Consider the following 17,715-nt stretch of genomic DNA (forward strand, 5'->3'; position numbering starts at 1 on the left):
GAAGGTCGCCATGGCAGTTTCCCTCGATATCTCACGCGCCAATCCGAATGCGCCGACGGTCGCTGCCGAGCCCGCGGCGCCCGGTCGCGCGGCGCTCGTCGGTCTCACCCGGGCACGGCTGGCGGCCGCACTCGCCGAGATCGGCATTCCCGAGCGCCAGCTGCGGATGCGCACAACCCAGCTGTGGAGCTGGATCTACGGCCGGGGCGCCACCTCGTTCGCGGCGATGACCGATATCGGCAAGGAGCTGCGGGCGCGGCTCGATGCACGCTTCTCGCTGACAAGGCCAGCCATCGTTGCCGAGCAGGTCTCCGCCGACGGCACCCGCAAGTGGCTGCTGCGGTTCGCGCCGCGAGCGCCTGGCGAGACGCCGGTCGAGGTCGAGACCGTCTACATTCCCGAGCACGATCGCGGCACGTTGTGCGTGTCGAGCCAGGTCGGCTGCACGCTGACCTGCCGGTTCTGCCATACCGGCACCCAGCCCTGGGTGCGCAACCTGACGCCGCACGAAATCGTCGCGCAGATCCTCGTCGCGCGCGACCGGCTCGGCGACTGGCCCGGCGCGGCGCGGCCCGCCGAAGGGTACGTGCCCGACACGGATCGGGCCGTCTCCAACATTGTGCTGATGGGCATGGGCGAGCCGCTCTACAATTTCGACAATGTCCGGGACGCGGTGCTGATTGCGGCCGACGGCGAGGGCCTGTCGCTGTCGAAGCGGCGGATCACCCTGTCGACGGCCGGCGTCGTGCCGCTGATCCCGCGCGCCGGCGCCGAGATGGGCGTGATGCTGGCGATCTCGCTGCATGCGGTGCGTGACGACCTGCGCGACGAGCTTGTGCCGCTCAACCGCAAGTATCCGATCGCCGAGCTGCTGGATGCCTGCCGAGCCTATCCGGGCCTCTCGAACGCGCGGCGCATCACCTTCGAGTACGTGATGCTGAAGGATGTCAACGATTCGCTTGCCGACGCGAGGGAGCTGGTGCGGCTGCTGAAGGGCATTCCGGCCAAGATCAACCTGATCCCGTTCAATCCCTGGCCCGGCAGCCCCTACCAATGCTCGGACTGGGAACGGATCGAGGCCTTTGCCGACGTGGTCAACCGCGCCGGCTATGCGAGTCCGGTGCGTACGCCGCGCGGGCGCGACATCATGGCGGCCTGCGGTCAGCTGAAATCGGAGTCCGCACGCGTGCCGGCCTGGAAGCGGCGATTGGCGGGGGAGGGCCAGCCGGCCGGCGGCGAGGCCCGTTGAGGACCATCGGCCGCATCCTTGCCCGACTGATCGTTGCCAGCATCGGATATGTGATCGCCTGCCTCGCGGTCGGAGCGGCAATCTCCGGGACCATCGTGGCCAACGCCTGGCTCGGCGGCGAGATCGCCACCCCGATGGCGCATCTCACGGTCGAATCGCTGTTCTTCGGCGGCGTTCTCGCCTCCCTGGCAGCGGTCCACGGCTTTGCGCCGGCCGTGCTGGCGATCGTGGTGTCGGAGGTGTTCGGCATCCGCGGGCCGCTCTATCACGTGCTGTGTGGCGGGCTTGCCGGTGCGCTCGGCCATGTCGCCGCCTCGCCGCCGGCATGGTCCGAGGCGGCCGGGGCACTCGATCCGGCCGTCGGCGGGCGTCTGCCCCTGTTCGTGGCCGCCGGTCTGATCGGCGGCTTCGTCTACTGGCTGGTGGCGGGGCGCGGCGCCGGCGTGCTGCGCGAGCCCGCGGCCTGACCGGCAGCCGCGCCGCCACCTCGTCCGATCGCGGGCTTGGAAAACACCACCTCGACGCGAGCAATCGGCAACCCGAACTTGGTCACCCGCGCGGTGTTCAGGACCGTGCCGTCGCGCTGCCGCTCGATGATGTCGCGGAAATGCAGGCGGATCGTCGAGCCGTCCGCGCGCGGCAGGTCGAGGTCGTAGGTCATGCGGATTCGGCCGTCATGCGTCGTGACGACAGCCTCGCCGACCACATCCTCGCGCGTGCCGATATAGGTGCCCTCGCCGGTGCGAACGAAACGCCAGGTCTTGCGCTCGCGCGCGCCATCGGCGAAGCGGAAGTCCTCGACCAGCGTCAGCGTGGTCCCGTCCCAGTATCCCTCGGCGGTCAGCTCGAAGGCCCGATCTACCCCGGCGATCCAGCTGTTGAAGGCGCCGCTGCCGTGGGTCGTACCGGTGAAGTACCCCTCCAGCGTCAGTGGCGCGGGTGCCACGGCATCGGCGGCCGAGGCCGCTCCGGCAACCGCCGCAATGAAGCCCGTGAGGGCCGCCGCCCGGATCAGGCTCGTTGTGTGGATCACGCGTTGCCTCGATCGCCGTCGCCCAATGGTGCCTGACGGTGGTGCCTGACGGTCCTGATACGGAGCCGATGGGACGGCGGATCGCTCACAGACGCGGCAGCAGACCCTCCAGTGTCCCGTAGCGCGCCCAATGCAGCGCCTGTTCGAGCCGGTCGTTGCCCCAGAACAATTCGCCGTCGGCAGTGATGAAGCTCGGCGCGCCGAAGATGCCGAGGCCGAGGGCCGTTTCGGTCTGCGCCTTGAGACGGCCCTTGTTGTCGGGCGTCTCCGATGCCGCGAGCACCGCCCCGGCGTCGAGGCCAAGCTCGTCCAGGATCGCGGTCAGAACATCGCGGTCCGAGATCGTGCGGCCCTCGACGAACTCGGCGCGATAGACCCGGCGGGAGAATTCCGGGCCCCAGCCCGCGTCATGGCCGATCAGCGCGATGCGGGCGGCAGCGAGCCCGTTCTGGGGGAACGGATCGGGCTTGACGAAGGCCAGGCCGATCGCCGCGCATTGCCGCTCCATGTCGCGGATCATGTGGCGGCCCTTGATCGGGAACAGGTTGAAGGGGGAAGTGGTCAGGCCCTGCGCGGCGAAGATGGGACCGAGCATGAACGGCCTCCAGCGCACGCCGACGCCCGCGCGCTCGGCCACCGCCTCGATGCGCATGGCGGCGAGGAAGGCGTAGTTCGAGGCGAATTCGTACCAGAAGTCGATGATGGGCATGGTGCAGCTCCCCGGACGCAGCCCGAGCATGGCGGGACGGCGGGCGATCGGCAACAGGTTGACGCTACCACCATTGCGGATCCCGCCCGACAGCCGATTGCCGAGGACCGGCTGGCGTCCTATAAGCCGCCGATCCCCGCCACGCCAAAGAGGACAGACATGGCCGACGTCAAGAAGGTGGTGCTCGCCTATTCGGGCGGCCTCGACACCTCGATCATCCTGAAATGGCTGAAGGAGACCTACGCGTGCGAGGTCGTCACCTTCACCGCCGATCTCGGCCAGGGCGAGGAACTTGAGCCGGCGCGCCGCAAGGCCGAGATGCTGGGGATCAAGGAGATCTACATCGAGGATCTGCGCGAGGAGTTCGTGCGCGACTTCGTGTTCCCGATGTTCCGCATGAATGCGCTCTACGAGGGCGTATACCTGCTCGGCACGTCGATCGCCCGGCCGCTGATCGCCAAGCGGCTGATCGAGATCGCCCACGAGACCGGCGCCGACGCCATCGCCCACGGGGCGACCGGCAAGGGCAACGATCAGGTGCGGTTCGAACTGACCGCCTATGCACTCGACCCGGACATCAAGATCATCGCGCCGTGGCGCGAGTGGGAATTCAAGTCGCGCTCCGAGCTGATCGCCTTCGCCGAGCGCCACCAGATCCCCGTGCCGAAGGACAAGCGCGGCGAGGCGCCGTTCTCGGTGGATGCCAACCTCCTGCATTCCTCCTCCGAGGGCAAGGTGCTGGAGGACCCGAACCAGGAGCCGCCAGCCTATGTCTTCCAGCGCACGGTCAGTCCGGAGGCGGCGCCCGACAAGGCGACGATCATCGAGATCGGATTCGAGAAGGGCGATCCGGTCAGCCTCGACGGCAAACCGATGAGCCCGGCCACCCTGCTCGCGGCGTTAAACGATCTCGGCCGCGACAATGGCATCGGCCGGGTCGACCTGGTCGAGAACCGCTTCGTCGGCATGAAGAGCCGGGGCATCTACGAGACGCCGGGCGGCACCATTCTCCACATCGCGCACCGGGCGATCGAATCGATCACGCTCGACCGCGAGGCGGCACATCTGAAGGATTCGCTGATGCCGCGCTATGCCGAACTCGTCTATTACGGGTTCTGGTTCGCCCCGGAGCGCGAGATGATCCAGGCGCTCGCCGACCGGAGCCAGGAAATGGTCACCGGCACGGTCCGGCTGAAGCTCTACAAGGGCAATGTCATCGTGATCGGACGGGCAAGCCCGAATTCGCTCTATTCCGACGCACTGGTCACCTTCGAGGATGATCGCGGCGCCTACGACCAGAAGGACGCGGAGGGCTTCATCCGCCTCAACGCGCTGCGCTTGCGGACGCTGGCGGCACGCAAGCGGCGGAGCTAGGCGCGGCGGCGTCTGCCTCGGGAGTTGCGCTGGCGCATTGGCAAGGCTCCGGCATCTGCCTAAATCAGCCTCGGCGGTATCCGGCCGTCCGGCACCGAACGGGAGCGCGCAGCCATGTCCTGGTCCATCAATATCGGCCGCATCGCCGGCATCGAGCTCAAGATCCACCTGACCTTCCTGCTGCTGCTCGCCTGGATCGCGGTCGCCTACTACATTTCGGGCGGTGCGCAGGCGGCGGTGGAGGGGGTGCTGTTCATCTGCGCGGTGTTCGCCTGCGTGGTGCTGCACGAGTTCGGTCATGCGATGGCAGCGCGGATGTACGGTATCGGAACGCGCGACATCACGCTGCTGCCGATCGGCGGCCTCGCCCGGCTCGAGCGCTTTCCCGAGAAGCCCGGTCAGGAGATCGTCGTCGCCGCCGCTGGCCCTGTGGTCAACGTGGTCATCGCGATCCTGTTGATCCTCATCCTAGGCACCTCGGTGCAGCCGGATGTGCTCGCCGAGGTGGAGAACCCGCAGATCGGCTTCTTCACGAAGCTCGCCGCCGTGAACATCTTTCTCGTGCTGTTCAACCTGATCCCGGCCTTCCCGATGGACGGCGGCCGGGTGCTGAGGGCGCTGCTGTCCTACCGGATGGACCGGGCGGCGGCGACGCGGGTGGCCGCCTCGATCGGCCAGGGCCTGGCCTTCGCCTTCGGCTTCGCCGGGCTGATCTATGGCAACGCGATCCTGGTCTTCATCGCCATCTTCGTCTATCTGGCCGCGGGCGCGGAGGCCGCCAGCGAAGGGCTGATGGCGCTCGGCCGCGGCCTCAAGGTCGACGACGCGATGATCCGCGACTATCAGACCCTGCGTCCCGACCAGACCGTGGACGACGCGGCGGAGGCGCTGATCCGCACCACCCAGCGGGAGTTTCCGATCATCGACGGCGCCGGCCGGCTGCGCGCCTTCCTGCTGCGCGAGCAGATGGTACAGGCGCTGGCGCGCAGCGGCCCGCGCACGCCGGTGCTGGAGGCGGCCACCGATACCCCGGTGACTGTGCCGTCCGGCACGCGGCTCGATCTGGCGCTGAAGCGGATGCAGGAGGCCGGCCAGCAGACGATCGGTGTCGTCGACGGCAGCGGCCGGCTGATCGGCTACGTCAGCCAGGAGAACATCGCCGAACTGATGATGCTGGGCGAGGCCAACTGGCACGTGCGCCGTTCGGCTGCCGGCACCGGCCTGGTGCCACGCGTGCCGCCTGCGGCCTGATCTCTCCGGCCCCTCAGACCGACCGGGCTTGTCTTTGCCGGCCGATCTGGCGCTCGTGTCCGTGGCGGTCGTGGCGGGGATTGTTTCCGAGGCGGCAATTGCTATATTGCGGCGCAACAGAGGATGCGGGCGCGGCCAGGGGCCGCCGCCCGTTTTTTGGTTTGGATCCCCATGCAGCTTCGCAACATCGCCATCATTGCCCATGTCGATCACGGCAAGACCACGCTGGTCGATCGCCTGCTCCAGCAATCGGGTGCGTTCCGGGAGAACCAGCGTGTCGCCGAGCGGGTGATGGATTCCAACGATCTGGAGCGCGAACGCGGAATCACCATCCTCGCCAAGGCCACCTCGGTCGTCTGGAAGGACACCCGCATCAACATCGTCGACACGCCGGGCCACGCCGATTTCGGCGGCGAGGTCGAGCGCATCCTAAACATGGTCGACGGCGCCATCGTGCTGGTCGATGCCGCCGAGGGACCGATGCCGCAGACCAAGTTCGTGGTCGGCAAGGCGCTCAAGATCGGCCTGAGGCCGATCGTCGCCATCAACAAGGTGGACAAGCCGGACGCCCGCCCGGACGAGGTGGTCAACGAGGTGTTCGACCTGTTCGCCGCACTCGACGCCACCGACGAACAGCTCGACTTCCCGATCCTCTATGGCTCGGCCAAGGAGGGCTGGATGGCGACGAGTCCGGTCGCGCCGGCCGCACAGTCCGACCGCTCGATGGCGCCGCTGTTCGACCTGGTGCTGTCGCATGTCGCGCCGCCGGCGGTGGAGGACGGACCGTTCCGTCTCCTCGGGACGATACTCGAGGCCAACCCCTATCTCGGCCGCATCATCACCGGCCGCATCACGTCGGGCACGCTGAGGCCCAACCAGGCAATCAAGGTGCTTGCCCGCGACGGCTCGCTGGTCGAGCACGGCCGCGTCTCCAGGATCCTCGCCTTCCGGGGCATCGAACGCACCGCGATCGACCTCGCCGAGGCAGGCGACATCGTCGCCATCGCCGGACTGTCCAGGGGCACGGTCGCGGATACCTTCTGCGATCCGGCTGTCGAGACGCCGCTGATCGCCCAGCCGATCGACCCGCCGACCGTGTCGATGACCTTCCGCGTCAACGATTCCCCGCTCGCCGGCACCGAGGGCGACAAGGTGACCAGTCGCGTCATCCGAGACCGCCTGTTCAAGGAGGCGGAGGGAAATGTCGCGCTGAAGGTCGAGGAGACGCCCGATGCCGACGCCTTCGTGGTGTCCGGCCGCGGCGAACTGCAGCTTGCCATCCTGATCGAGACCATGCGCCGCGAGGGCTTCGAGCTCGGCGTGTCGCGTCCGCGCGTCGTGGTCAAGCGCGACGAGGCGACCGGCCAGCTGCTCGAGCCGATCGAGGAAGTGGTGATCGACGTCGACGAGGAATTCGCCGGCGTCGTCGTCCAGAAGCTGTCGGAGCGCAAGGCCGACATGGTCGACATGCGGCCCTCCGGCGGCAGCCGCCAGCGCATCGTTTTCCACGCCCCGACGCGCGGCCTGATCGGCTATCAGGGCGAACTGCTGACCGACACGCGCGGCACCGCGATCATGAACCGCCTGTTCCACTCCTACGCGCCCTACAGGGGCGAGATCCCCGGCCGACGCAATGGCGTGCTGATCTCGACGGAAGCGGGCGAGGCAGTCGCTTATGCGCTGTGGAACCTCGAGGACCGCGGGCCGATGATGATCGAACCGGGCTGCAAGGTCTATCCGGGCATGATCGTCGGCGAGCACACGCGCGACAACGACCTCGAGGTCAACGTGCTGAAGGGCAAGAAGCTCACCAACATCCGCACCACCTCGAAGGACGAGGCGGTGCGCCTGACCCCGCCGATCCGCATGACGCTCGAGCGCTCGCTCGCCTGGATCGACGATGACGAGCTGGTCGAGGTGACGCCGAAGTCGATCCGGCTCAGGAAGGCCGTGCTCGACCCCAACGAGCGCAAGAAGGCCGAACGGGCGCGCGCTGCCGGCACGGCAGCCTGAGACATCATCCCGTGGCGACGCGCCAGATGTAGTACACGGCCGTCGCGATCGCCACCAAGGCCAGGGTGACGAGCAAGGTGGTTTCCCACCCCGGGAAGTAGGTCACGCCCTCGTCCCACGAATATCCGAACCGGTAGCCGTCATGGTGCAGCGGCGCGAATTCCCAGACGCGCAGGCGGCCGCCGCCGAATTCCGGATCGATGTGGACCCAGCCCGTGCGCAGCTTGTTCAGGAAATGCACGAGCCCGGCCATCGGGATGAAGACGAAGGCGATCAGCAGGAACAGCTTGAAGGCGACCATCTCGGTACTGACGGTCGTCTCCTCCTTCAGCCAGATCGTGGGAATCCGGTCGGTCCAGTGCGCCGCCCGAATGCTGGCCAGGTAGCGGATCCCGGTCAGGCAGACCAAGGTGAGGAGCGGTGCGACCAAGGCGATACCAAAGATCGAAGCCACGCCCGGCCGATCGTCGATCAGCGTGAAGCCGAAAGGACCCTTGCCACCCTGGGTGACGATCCACGTATTCAAGGCATAGGCGACTGCCGCCGCGCCGGTGACGCTCCAGACGATCGCGAGGTTCGATCTTCTCAAAGGTCACCCCCGCCGGCCATGGTCATCGCGGACTCAGCAATCGCTGGAGCTCTTCCAGGTCATTCTGATCGACGGTGACTGCGGCTTCGGCGACCACGCCGAGTCGCCCCTCTGACCGCTCGACGAAGCGCATGGATTTCAGCACCGGCTGGTAGCGAGAGAACTCGTCCGGGATGCTCGCCTGGACCTGCGCCAGGGCCGTCCGCAGGCTTCCGCGGATCTGATCCTTGAACAGGCCTTCGAGCCCCAGCGCATCGGAGATGATGCCGAGCGCCCCCGAGAGGTCGACCTTCTGAACGTCGCCGTCGAGACGAACGGAACGACCGTCGGCCTCAACGACCGGCCAAAGTTCCGTACAGATCCTGCCGCTCTGCGACAGAACCTTGTTCTTGGATGTCTGGCGCTCCTTGAAGGTCACCTTGATCCCCTTGAACTCGGGGACCTTCGCATAGGTGCAGTACCATCGTTCGTAGCGGATCTGTCCGCACAACCTGGCCGAGTTCCCGGCCGGGACCAGCGACACATCGAAGACGTCCAGCCTGTCGCCGCACTCCTCGTTCTTCTTGTCGCCCTGAAGCATCCCCGGCGTCTTGAGCTGCAGATCGCTCAGATCGGCCTCTCCCCAAAGGTCGATCTCGGCAGCTCCTTCCTTGAGCTGGATCTTCATCGCCAGTTCGTGCGGCAGGGTCACGTCGATCTCGTCAAGCTTGGCGGAGAAGGTATCGACCTTGAACGTAATGAACCCTGGTGGCGGCTCCGCACCGGCCGTACCGACAGACCAGCCGATCAAGGCCAGCATGATGATGCACGTCCTGCAACCGCGCATGGCGCTCTCCCTAATTCGGGTTCGAGTCCCAGTTCACGAGGACGAAGACCCGGACGGCAATCTCCGGCCCCTTCCGGTCGCGCCACAGCTGGCTGGCCGAGATCGCGATATCCTCGATAATGAGTTTGTCCGTTTCTTGCTTGCATGAACCGTTGCTGTATTCCTTTTCGATCCAGATGCCATTCGTTTCCCTGGCACCTTCAACATGTCGCGATACATCGATCTCAGAGAAGTATAAGGAAATGTACTTCTTCAGTTCATCGCCTTTCATGTCCCGTGCGATCACATCTTCATTCCCATGATTTGCATGCGCATATTGGGTCGGCGTATATCCGAAAATCCGGACGGTGATCTTATCGCCGCACTTTACCAGCAATGGTATCGTTATGCTTTCCGGCTCTGCGTCAACGGGCTCTGCACAAGCTTCCTCGATCTCATCTATTTCGCTTATGTATCTTTCGTATCCCGTATCATTGGATTGCGAAGCGCTTTGCCTGCTGCTTGAGGCCATGGCAATGCCGCGCCGCATGCAGTCCGCATCCACCACAGACTGCCCACGGCCGTGAAAATGACCCGCGCTGGCGAACACCAGCCGCGATCGGCCCCGGGATGAGTCGACGGTCCGCTGAATGCGGCTGTCGACGGCATCCCCGAACCGGGTCTGGCCGGAATCCTTGAGAATCTTTTCGAGAGCGAGGTCTGTGCCGAGCGCGGAGTGGACTGCCGCGGCAAGATGGCCGTTATCAAGGATATTGGCCACCGTATAGCCGGCACAGAACAGCAGTACGGCGATGATGCCGCCGAGCACATTGCGCCGCCTGTAAAGGGGCTGCTCGAGCGCATCCAGCCTGGACATGATCGAGTTCAGCCTGTCTTCCGCACGCGCAGGTTCATCGCTGGACCCGTTCGAGAAGCCAGTCGGCTTCTGACCTTCAGGGGTGCCGGCCATGGCGGAATCTCACGAACGTTGTATTTGTCCATGATACACGCTATACGTGCATATCGCAACGGCAGATGTGACCCGCCCGCGTCTCCGCAGCAACGGCCTGTCACATTCCGGCAGACCGGATCTGCCATGTCTCATGGGCTGTTGCCGGGGGCCGAGACCGGCGTTACGATTCCCGCCATGAGCACCGTCGTCATCGATGTCCGGCCGGCACGCCCGGCAGATGCGCTGGGTCTGTCGGAGGTTCACGACGAAGCGTGGACGACCGCCTATCGCGGCATCATTCCGGCGGTGATGCTGGAGCGTATGATGGCGCGCCGGGGGCCGGACTACTGGCACCGGGTGGCCTCGCGGCGCGGCGCCGGCACGCTCGTGCTCCAGTTCGACGGCAAGGTTGCAGGCTATGCCACGCTCGGCCCGAATCGGGTGCGGCGGCTGCCCTATGGCGGCGAGATCTATGAACTCTATCTCGGTCCGAGCTATCAGGGGGTGGGGCTCGGACGCAGGCTGTTCCGGGAGGCACGGCGGGTGCTGTCCGTGAACGGCCTGCAGGGGCTGGTGGTCTGGGCGCTGGAGGAGAACGCCCAGGCCAGAGCCTTCTACACCCGGCTCGGCGGCATGGAGGTCGCGCGCGCGGTGGAGCCGTTCGGCGACGTCCGTCTGCGCAAGATCGCCTTCGCCTGGCGGTAGGCGCGCGCTGGCGAGAGAGGCCTCGCGTTCACGGCGGCGTTGTCGCGTCCGTTGCCCTTGGCGTCCGGCCGGGCGTCTGGCCGGCGTGCAGCGAGGTGAACGCCGGGACCGCGGCCGCGGCTTTCCACGAACTGCGGTGTCGGCGCGCAGGCCGAGCCCCGCGCCATCATGTCGGCCGCCAGCCGGACGCGCCCGGCGGCGTCGTGGATCGCCAGCCATCGAGATGGGCGACAATGGCAGAGTCCGCCCGCGCCACCACGGGCAAAGGCAAGTCAGCAACGGCCCCAGCATGCCTCCAGGTTCCGGTTTCCGGGGCCCCCGATTCGTGCAGCCCGCGTCCAAGGACGGATTGCCTTGACCCCCGGCACAGGCTAGGTGCCTGCGGCGCGTTCAGAAGGAGTGAAGCCATGCGGATCGACGCGATCCCGGTCGGGGAGAACCCGCCCGAGGACATCAACGTCATCGTCGAGGTTCCGGTCGGCGGCGAGCCGATCAAGTACGAGATGGACAAGGCCGCCGGCACGATGTTCGTGGACCGGTTCCTCTATACGCCGATGCGCTATCCGGGAAACTACGGCTTCGTGCCGCACACGCTGTCGGAGGACGGCGATCCGATCGACGTGGTGGTCGCCAACCAGCGGCCGATCGTCCCCGGCGCCTACATGAACTGCCGACCGATCGGCGTCCTGGTCATGGAGGACGAGAAGGGCGGCGACGAGAAGCTGGTTGCCGTGCCCTCGACGCGGCTGACGCGGCGCTACGAGCGGATCAGGACCTACGAGGATCTTCCCGCGATCACCATCGAGCAGATCCAGCACTTCTTCGAGCACTACAAGGATCTCGAGGCCGGAAAATGGGTCAGGGTGGTGCGCTGGGGCGGCCCGGACGAGGCGCGCCGCATGATCCTCGAGGCGATCGAACGGGCGCGATCCGGCGCCTGATTCCCCTCGCGGATCGTCCTGACCGACGGCGCGGCGCTGCCGCACCGTCCGGGGGCGGGGCGGTTGTCAGGCCGCCTCCCTGCCGTTCAGCAGGCGCCACAGCTTCTCCGGCGTGATCGGCATGTCGACATGGGTGATCCCGACCGCGCGGTGGAGCGCGTCGACGATCGCGTTGACCACGGCCGGGGTCGCGCCGATGGCGCCGGCCTCGCCCGCGCCCTTCAGGCCGAGGATGTTGGTCGCACAGGGAACGTTGCGGGTTTCGAAGGCGAACTCCGGCAGGTCGTCGGCGCGCGGCAGCGCATAGTCCTGCAGACTGGCGGTCAGGAGCTGGCCCGAAGCGTCATAGACGGTGCGCTCCAGTACCGCCTGGCCGAGCCCCTGGGCAATGCCGCCGTGCACCTGGCCGGCCAGCAGCAGCGGATTGACCACCGCGCCGAAGTCGTCGACGACCGTATAGCGGGGAAAGCGGATACGGCCGGTCGCCGGGTCGATCTCCACCTCGACCACGTGGGTGCCGTTGGGGTAGGTCGCCTCCGGCGGCTTCCAGGAGTCACGCTCGCTGAGCGTTTCGCCCGATTCGGCGGCCTTGGCGGCGATCTCGGCGAAGCTGACCTGCCGGTCGGTGCCGGCGATGCGGATCCCTCCGTCGCCGAATTCGAGGTCCTCGCTCGCCGCTTCCAGCATGTCCGCGGCAATCGCCTTCAGCCGCTCGCCGAGCTTGATCGCGGCCTGCGAAACGGCGGCGCCGCCAACGGGGATCGACCGGGAGCCGCCGGTGAAGGAACCGTGCGGGATGAGGTCGGTGTCGCCCTGGATGACACGCACGCGCGCAGGGTCGATGCCGAGCCGCTCGGCGACGATCTGCGCGTAGGCCGTCACGTGGCCCTGGCCGGTCGATTGGGTGCCGGACAGGACGGTGATGCCGCCGTCGGCGTCGAGAGACAGCGTCGCGGCTTCGGGCCCGCCGCCGGAGCACGCCTCGATATAGGTTGCAAGGCCGATGCCGCGCACCATGCCGCGCCTGCGGCTGTCGCGCAGGCGCGACTTGAAGCCGGCCCAGTCGGCCACCTCCATGGCGCGGCGCATGTGGCCGTCGAACTCGCCGGTGTCGTAGGTGCGGTCGGTCGGCGTGGTCCACGGCATCTGCGAGGGCGTGATGAAGTTGCGGCGCCGGATGACGTCCGGCCGCAAGCCGGTCTCGAGCGCCGCCTTGTCCACCAGACGCTCGATCAGATAGGCCGCCTCGGGCCGTCCGGCGCCGCGATAGGCATCGACCGGGACGGTGTTGGTGTAGGCCCCGCGCACCCGCGCGCAGGCGGCCGGGATCCTGTAGACGCCGGGAATCATCGCCGCGCCGTTGACCGGCACGAACGGACCGACCTGACCGAGATAGGCCCCCATGTTGGCGATGGTGTCGACCTTCAGGGCGAGGAAGCGACCCTTTCCGTCGAGCGCGAGTTCGGCATGGCTGACATTGTCGCGCCCGTGGTAATCGGCCAGGAAGTGCTCGGTGCGGTCGGCGATCCAGGTCACCGGCCGGCCGGTCCTTTCGGCGGCAACCAGCACCAGCGGATACTCGCGGTAGATGAAGATCTTCGTGCCGAAGCCGCCGCCCGTGTCGGGCGTTACGACGTGAAAATCCTCCCGCGGCCGGTTGAAGACTGCCTGTGCCAGCAGCCGCTGGATGACGCTCGGACCCTGCGAGCCGCAAATCAGATGGTAGCGCCGGCTCGTGGGATCGAACCGGCCGATGGCGCCGCGCGTCTCCAGATAGTTGGTGACCAGCCGGTTGTTGACGAGATCGAGCGTCACGATCCTGTCGGCCTTGGCGAAAGCCGTCTCGACCGCCTCGGGATCACCCACCATCGAGTCGAAGGCGACGTTGCCCGGTGCCTCGGGCCAGATCTGCGGGGCGCCGTCGGCCAGCGCGGCGGCGGCGTCGGTCACGGCCGGACGCTCGTCCCAGTCGATGTCGAGCGCCTCGGCAGCGTCGCGGGCAGCGGCGATGCTCGTGGCGACGACCATCGCCACGGGCTCGCCGACATGCCGGACGACGTCCTCGGCGAGAACCGGGTAGCGCGGCACCGGCGAGGTGGTGCCATCGGCGTTGGCCACCATGCCGACGCAGGGCAAGGGTCCGAGATCCGCGACGTCATCGGCGCTCAGGACGAGCTCGACGCCCGGCATGGCACGCACGGCGTCGAGGCCGCCGATCGTGAAACGGGCATGGGCGACGGGACTGCGCACGAAGACCGCCCAGAGCGTGTCAGCAGGCGTATGGTCCGCCAGGTACCGGCCACGGCCGGACACAAAGGCGGGATCTTCCTTGCGCCGGATTGGCGCGCCGATGCCGAATTTCATGGGGTGTGGCCCGTGTCGGGAGAGGGATGGAAAGAAGCTAGCGTTCGGGCCGGCGGTTTTCAACATGGCCGACCCGGACGGCGTCCTGCCGCTGGGAGGCTTCGCTCCAGTTTCGCAATCTGCCAAACCGAAACCCGCAAGCACGCATCTTGTTTTCCATTGACCTTCGGCACAATCTGAACCGGCGCACAGCGCCGACAATGGACAACAACAGACCCATGCTGATCCCCCGGCAGAAGAGCATCCTCGAGCTTGCCCGCCAGGTCGGACGCGTCACCGTCGAGGACCTCGCGGCACGTTTCGAGGTCACTCCGCAAACCATCCGCAAGGACCTCAACGACCTGTGCGACAAACGCCTGCTGACGCGGGTGCACGGCGGCGCGATCCTGTCGTCGGGTGTCCAGAACGTCGGCTACGACGCCAGGCGAATGATGGCGATGGAAGCGAAGGCGGCGATCGGCCAGGCCACGGCTGCCCTGATCCCGGATTCGGCCTCGCTGTTCATCAATATCGGCACCACCACCGAGGCGGTTGCCCGCGCCATGTTGCAGCACGACGGCCTGATGGTCATCACCAACAACCTCAATGTCGCCAGCCTGATGCGCGGCTACAGCCAGATCGAGGTGGTGATCGCCGGCGGGGTCGTGCGGCACGCCGACGGGGGCATTGTCGGTGAGGCGGCGGTGGACTTCATCCGCCAGTTCAAGGTGGATTTCGCGGTGATCGGCGTCTCGGCGATCGACGCGGACGGAGCACTGCTCGACTTCGACTACCGCGAGGTGCGGGTTGCCCAGGCGATCATCTCCAATGCCCGGCACGTCATCCTCGTCTCCGACGCGACCAAGTTCGAGCGTTCCGCTCCGGTGCGCATCGGGCACCTGTCCCAGGTGCAGACCTTCGTCACCGATGTCTGCCGGCCCGCCGCGATCCGACGGATATGCGCCGAAGCGAATGTGAGGCTGATCGAAACCGGCGATCCGGCCGCCACCACGTAAGTTTCGCTTGAAGCGCGAATTCTTTCGTTTATCATTCGCTTGAAGGTCAAAAACGAAGAATTTCTGCTGCAGCGCAACATGCGCTGCGGTCCATGGGGAGTGCGGTGGCGGATACGCCCTACGACATCGCCGTCATCGGCGGAGGGATCAATGGCTGCGGCATCGCCCGCGATGCTGCCGGCCGCGGCCTGTCGGTATTCCTCGCCGAGAAGGGCGACCTGGCCGGTGCCACCTCGTCGGCCTCGACCAAGCTGATTCATGGCGGCCTGCGCTATCTCGAATACTTCGAGTTCCGCCTGGTGCGGGAATCGCTGGTGGAGCGCGAGGTGCTGCTGCAGGCCGCGCCGCACATCATCTGGCCGCTGCGATTCGTGCTGCCGCATCACGCGGGTCTGCGACCCGCCTGGCTGATCCGCCTCGGCCTGTTCCTCTATGATCATCTCGGCGGACGGCGGATCCTGCCGCCGGCGCGCACGCTCGACCTGGCCGCCAGCCCCGCCGGCCAGCCGCTCAAGCCGCACTTCCGGCGCGGATTCGAGTATTCCGACTGCTGGGTTGAGGATTCCCGGCTGGTCGTCCTGAACGCGGTCGACGCGGCCGAACGCGGTGCCGTCATCCGGACCCGCTGCGAGGTGATGCGGGCGGCGCGCGACGGGCAGACATGGCTGATCGACCTGCAGGATCACCTGACGGGGACCACCGACCGCATCCGCGCGCGCGCCCTCGTCAACGCCAGCGGCCCCTGGGTCGCGATCGTCGGCCAGCAGCGGCTCGCCGCACGACCGGATGCCAGGGTGCGACTGGTCAAGGGCAGCCATATCATCACGCGCCGGCTGTTCGACCACGACCGCGCCTACATCTTCCAGAACGCCGACGGGCGAATCGTCTTCGCCATTCCCTACGAAAACGACTTCACGCTGATCGGCACCACCGATCTCGACTATGCAGGCGATCCGGGCGCCGCGCGGATCACGCCCGAGGAAACCCGCTATCTGTGCGCCGCCGCCAGCGAGTATTTCCGCGACCCGGTCAGGGAGAGCGACGTCATCGCCTCGTTTGCCGGCGTGCGGCCGCTCTATGACGACGGCGCCAGCGCGGCGCAGGCGGCGACGCGCGACTATGTGCTGAAGCTCGACGGGGCGGATCGGGCGAGGCCGCCCCTGCTCACCGTCTACGGCGGCAAGATCACCACCTACCGACGGCTCGCCGAGGCCGCACTGGCAAAGCTCGGTGGCTGGTTCCCGAAGATGGGCGGAAGCTGGACCCACGATGCGACGCTGCCCGGCGGTGACTTCCCCGTCGATGGCTTCGAGGCCGAGGTGGCGGCCCTGCGGCGACGCTGCCCGAGCTGCAGCGGCGAACAGGCGCGGCGGCTGGTGCGCGCCTACGGGACGCGGGCGGCCTCGATTGTCGAGGGGGTGCGCGAGCCGGCCGACTGGGGCCGGGATTTCGGCGCGGGCCTCACCGAGCGCGAGGTCCGCTACCTCATCGCGCGCGAATGGGCGATGACCGCCGAGGACGTGCTGTGGCGCCGCTCCAAGCTGGCGCTCAGGATCGATGCGGAGGGCGTCGCCGAACTCGAGGCGTTCATGGGCGCCAACGTGCCGCGCGCGGCGGCGACGGCAGCGTGAGGGCGCCGCGATGACGCTCGTGCTCGACAGGGTCAGCAAGCGCGTCGGCGAGGAGACCCATATCTGCGACGTGAGCCTGACATTCGAGCGGGGCAGCCTCAACGTGCTGCTTGGTCCGACGCTGTCCGGCAAGACCTCGCTGATGCGGCTGATGGCCGGTCTCGATGTGCCGACGCAGGGCCGGGTGCTGGTCGACGGCGTCGACGTTACCGGCATGTCGGTGCGCAAGCGTTCGGTGGCGATGGTCTACCAGCAGTTCATCAACTACCCGACCCTCAGTGTGTACGAGAACATCGCCTCGCCGCTGCGCGTGGCGAAGGTTCCCGCAACCGAGCTCGACCGACGGGTACGGGAAGCCGCGCATCTCCTCAAGCTCGACGCCCTGCTCGACCGCAAGCCGCTGGAGCTTTCGGGCGGCCAGCAGCAACGCACCGCGCTGGCACGGGCAATCGTCAAGCATGCCGATCTGCTGTTGCTCGACGAGCCCTTGGCCAATCTCGACTACAAGCTCCGCGAGGAGCTGCGCGAGGAGCTGCCGCGGCTGTTCGCCGAGACCGGCGCGATCCTCGTCTATGCCACCACCGAACCGTCCGAGGCCCTGCTGCTCGGCGGCAACACGGCGACCCTCGATCAGGGGCGCGTGGTGCAGTTCGGGCCAACCATCGAGGTCTACCGTCGCCCGGTCAGCCTCGTCTCGGCGCAGCGCTTTTCCGATCCGCCGATGAACACGGCGCCGGTGCACAAGTCGGGCGCGTGGTTCCGCTCCGTCGACGGTCTCACGCTGCCTGCCCTCGGCGAGGCGGCGGGGCTGCCGGACGGTGACTACACGATCGGCTTCCGCACCAATCATCTCTATCTGAACCGTCCGGCGCAGGACGCCGTGGCGCTGACCGCAATCGTGGCGATCACCGAGATCACCGGCTCGGAAAGCTTCGTCCACGTCGATTTCGGATCGTCGCGATGGGTGGCGCTTGCCCACGGCGTGCACGAACTCGACATCGGCCAGCCGGTGGAACTGTTCCTCGATCCGCACCGCATCTTCGTGTTCGCCCCCGACGGCAGCCTGGCGGCGGCTGCCGCCATCCGCCAGGCAGCGTGAGGTCG

Annotated in this window: 16 protein-coding genes; 10 read left to right on the forward strand and 6 right to left on the reverse strand. The window is 67.2% G+C overall.

Annotation, left to right across the window (positions count from 1 at the left end; translation table 11 throughout):
• The first annotated feature begins 10 nt into the window (after positions 1-10).
• Positions 11-1,249, forward strand: coding sequence for a dual-specificity RNA methyltransferase RlmN (gene rlmN / locus EDC22_RS05445; protein WP_132805626.1), 1,239 nt, complete (start codon positions 11-13; stop codon positions 1,247-1,249).
• Complete coding sequence (locus EDC22_RS05450; protein ID WP_132805627.1) at positions 1,246-1,716, forward strand: hypothetical protein; 471 nt, start codon at positions 1,246-1,248, stop codon at positions 1,714-1,716. The genes rlmN and EDC22_RS05450 overlap by 4 nt, the downstream gene beginning before the upstream one ends.
• Here EDC22_RS05450 and EDC22_RS05455 read toward each other — a convergent pair.
• Both EDC22_RS05455 and EDC22_RS05460 read right to left on the reverse strand, forming a co-directional pair.
• Complete coding sequence (locus EDC22_RS05455) at positions 1,662-2,282, reverse strand: DUF3833 family protein (protein WP_245499650.1); 621 nt, start codon at positions 2,280-2,282, stop codon at positions 1,662-1,664. The genes EDC22_RS05450 and EDC22_RS05455 overlap by 55 nt on opposite strands.
• A gap of 85 nt (positions 2,283-2,367) precedes the next feature.
• A complete protein-coding gene (locus tag EDC22_RS05460; protein ID WP_132805628.1) occupies positions 2,368-2,991 on the reverse strand; it encodes a 2-hydroxychromene-2-carboxylate isomerase in 624 nt (207 codons plus the stop codon).
• A gap of 159 nt (positions 2,992-3,150) precedes the next feature.
• Between EDC22_RS05460 and EDC22_RS05465 the strand changes: the two genes are divergently transcribed.
• The 3 genes from EDC22_RS05465 (at position 3,151) to typA (ending at position 7,629) form a co-directional block, all read left to right on the forward strand.
• Positions 3,151-4,365 carry an argininosuccinate synthase gene (locus EDC22_RS05465; RefSeq protein ID WP_132805629.1) on the forward strand — a complete coding sequence of 405 codons (1,215 nt, stop codon included), beginning with the start codon at positions 3,151-3,153 and terminating at the stop codon, positions 4,363-4,365.
• A 114-nt stretch (positions 4,366-4,479) separates the two neighbouring features.
• Complete coding sequence (locus EDC22_RS05470) at positions 4,480-5,616, forward strand: site-2 protease family protein (protein ID WP_132805630.1); 1,137 nt, start codon at positions 4,480-4,482, stop codon at positions 5,614-5,616.
• Between the two features lie 171 nt (positions 5,617-5,787).
• A complete protein-coding gene (typA, locus tag EDC22_RS05475; RefSeq protein ID WP_132805631.1) occupies positions 5,788-7,629 on the forward strand; it encodes a translational GTPase TypA in 1,842 nt (613 codons plus the stop codon).
• A gap of 4 nt (positions 7,630-7,633) precedes the next feature.
• Here the strand turns inward: typA and EDC22_RS05480 are convergent, their stop codons facing one another.
• Genes EDC22_RS05480 through EDC22_RS05490 form a run of 3 tightly spaced genes read right to left on the reverse strand, consistent with a single transcriptional unit; the run spans position 7,634 to position 9,993 of the window.
• Positions 7,634-8,218, reverse strand: coding sequence for a hypothetical protein (locus tag EDC22_RS05480; RefSeq protein WP_132805632.1), 585 nt, complete (start codon positions 8,216-8,218; stop codon positions 7,634-7,636).
• A gap of 22 nt (positions 8,219-8,240) precedes the next feature.
• Positions 8,241-9,017, reverse strand: coding sequence for a hypothetical protein (locus EDC22_RS05485; RefSeq protein ID WP_132805633.1), 777 nt, complete (start codon positions 9,015-9,017; stop codon positions 8,241-8,243).
• 37 nt (positions 9,018-9,054) lie between these two features.
• Positions 9,055-9,993, reverse strand: a complete 939-nt coding sequence (locus EDC22_RS05490; RefSeq protein ID WP_132805634.1) for a hypothetical protein — start codon at positions 9,991-9,993, stop codon at positions 9,055-9,057.
• A 177-nt stretch (positions 9,994-10,170) separates the two neighbouring features.
• Between EDC22_RS05490 and EDC22_RS05495 the strand changes: the two genes are divergently transcribed.
• Both EDC22_RS05495 and ppa read left to right on the forward strand, forming a co-directional pair.
• Complete coding sequence (locus tag EDC22_RS05495) at positions 10,171-10,680, forward strand: GNAT family N-acetyltransferase (RefSeq protein WP_132805635.1); 510 nt, start codon at positions 10,171-10,173, stop codon at positions 10,678-10,680.
• A 407-nt stretch (positions 10,681-11,087) separates the two neighbouring features.
• Positions 11,088-11,621, forward strand: a complete 534-nt coding sequence (ppa, locus tag EDC22_RS05500) for an inorganic diphosphatase (protein ID WP_132805636.1) — start codon at positions 11,088-11,090, stop codon at positions 11,619-11,621.
• A gap of 66 nt (positions 11,622-11,687) precedes the next feature.
• Here the strand turns inward: ppa and EDC22_RS05505 are convergent, their stop codons facing one another.
• Complete coding sequence (locus tag EDC22_RS05505; protein ID WP_132805637.1) at positions 11,688-13,985, reverse strand: xanthine dehydrogenase family protein molybdopterin-binding subunit; 2,298 nt, start codon at positions 13,983-13,985, stop codon at positions 11,688-11,690.
• Positions 13,986-14,203: 218 nt separating this feature from the next.
• Here EDC22_RS05505 and EDC22_RS05510 point away from each other — a divergent pair, with 218 nt between their 5' ends.
• The 3 genes from EDC22_RS05510 (at position 14,204) to EDC22_RS05520 (ending at position 17,710) form a co-directional block, all read left to right on the forward strand.
• The gene (locus tag EDC22_RS05510; RefSeq protein WP_132805638.1) at positions 14,204-14,980 is read left to right on the forward strand and encodes a DeoR/GlpR family DNA-binding transcription regulator; all 777 of its coding nucleotides are present in this window, start codon (positions 14,204-14,206) and stop codon (positions 14,978-14,980) included.
• Between the two features lie 92 nt (positions 14,981-15,072).
• Positions 15,073-16,611 (forward strand): glycerol-3-phosphate dehydrogenase, encoded by a 1,539-nt coding sequence (gene glpD / locus EDC22_RS05515; RefSeq protein WP_132805639.1) that lies wholly within the window; start codon positions 15,073-15,075, stop codon positions 16,609-16,611.
• A gap of 10 nt (positions 16,612-16,621) precedes the next feature.
• Positions 16,622-17,710: an ABC transporter ATP-binding protein gene (locus EDC22_RS05520; protein ID WP_132805640.1), complete on the forward strand. Its 1,089-nt coding sequence runs from the start codon at positions 16,622-16,624 to the stop codon at positions 17,708-17,710.
• Positions 17,711-17,715 lie beyond the last annotated feature (5 nt).

It is taken from the genome of Tepidamorphus gemmatus (assembly GCF_004346195.1).
Classification (GTDB): domain Bacteria; phylum Pseudomonadota; class Alphaproteobacteria; order Rhizobiales; family Tepidamorphaceae; genus Tepidamorphus; species Tepidamorphus gemmatus.

Coding starts and splice junctions, on each gene's coding strand:
- rlmN (WP_132805626.1), top strand. CDS start 11: ATGGCAGTTTCCCTCGATATCTCACGCGCCAATCCGAATGCGCCGACG.
- EDC22_RS05460 (WP_132805628.1), bottom strand. CDS start 2,991: ATGCCCATCATCGACTTCTGGTACGAATTCGCCTCGAACTACGCCTTC.
- EDC22_RS05465 (WP_132805629.1), top strand. CDS start 3,151: ATGGCCGACGTCAAGAAGGTGGTGCTCGCCTATTCGGGCGGCCTCGAC.
- EDC22_RS05470 (WP_132805630.1), top strand. CDS start 4,480: ATGTCCTGGTCCATCAATATCGGCCGCATCGCCGGCATCGAGCTCAAG.
- typA (WP_132805631.1), top strand. CDS start 5,788: ATGCAGCTTCGCAACATCGCCATCATTGCCCATGTCGATCACGGCAAG.
- EDC22_RS05485 (WP_132805633.1), bottom strand. CDS start 9,017: ATGCTGGCCTTGATCGGCTGGTCTGTCGGTACGGCCGGTGCGGAGCCG.
- EDC22_RS05490 (WP_132805634.1), bottom strand. CDS start 9,993: ATGGCCGGCACCCCTGAAGGTCAGAAGCCGACTGGCTTCTCGAACGGG.
- EDC22_RS05495 (WP_132805635.1), top strand. CDS start 10,171: ATGAGCACCGTCGTCATCGATGTCCGGCCGGCACGCCCGGCAGATGCG.
- ppa (WP_132805636.1), top strand. CDS start 11,088: ATGCGGATCGACGCGATCCCGGTCGGGGAGAACCCGCCCGAGGACATC.
- EDC22_RS05505 (WP_132805637.1), bottom strand. CDS start 13,985: ATGAAATTCGGCATCGGCGCGCCAATCCGGCGCAAGGAAGATCCCGCC.
- EDC22_RS05510 (WP_132805638.1), top strand. CDS start 14,204: ATGCTGATCCCCCGGCAGAAGAGCATCCTCGAGCTTGCCCGCCAGGTC.
- glpD (WP_132805639.1), top strand. CDS start 15,073: ATGGGGAGTGCGGTGGCGGATACGCCCTACGACATCGCCGTCATCGGC.
- EDC22_RS05520 (WP_132805640.1), top strand. CDS start 16,622: ATGACGCTCGTGCTCGACAGGGTCAGCAAGCGCGTCGGCGAGGAGACC.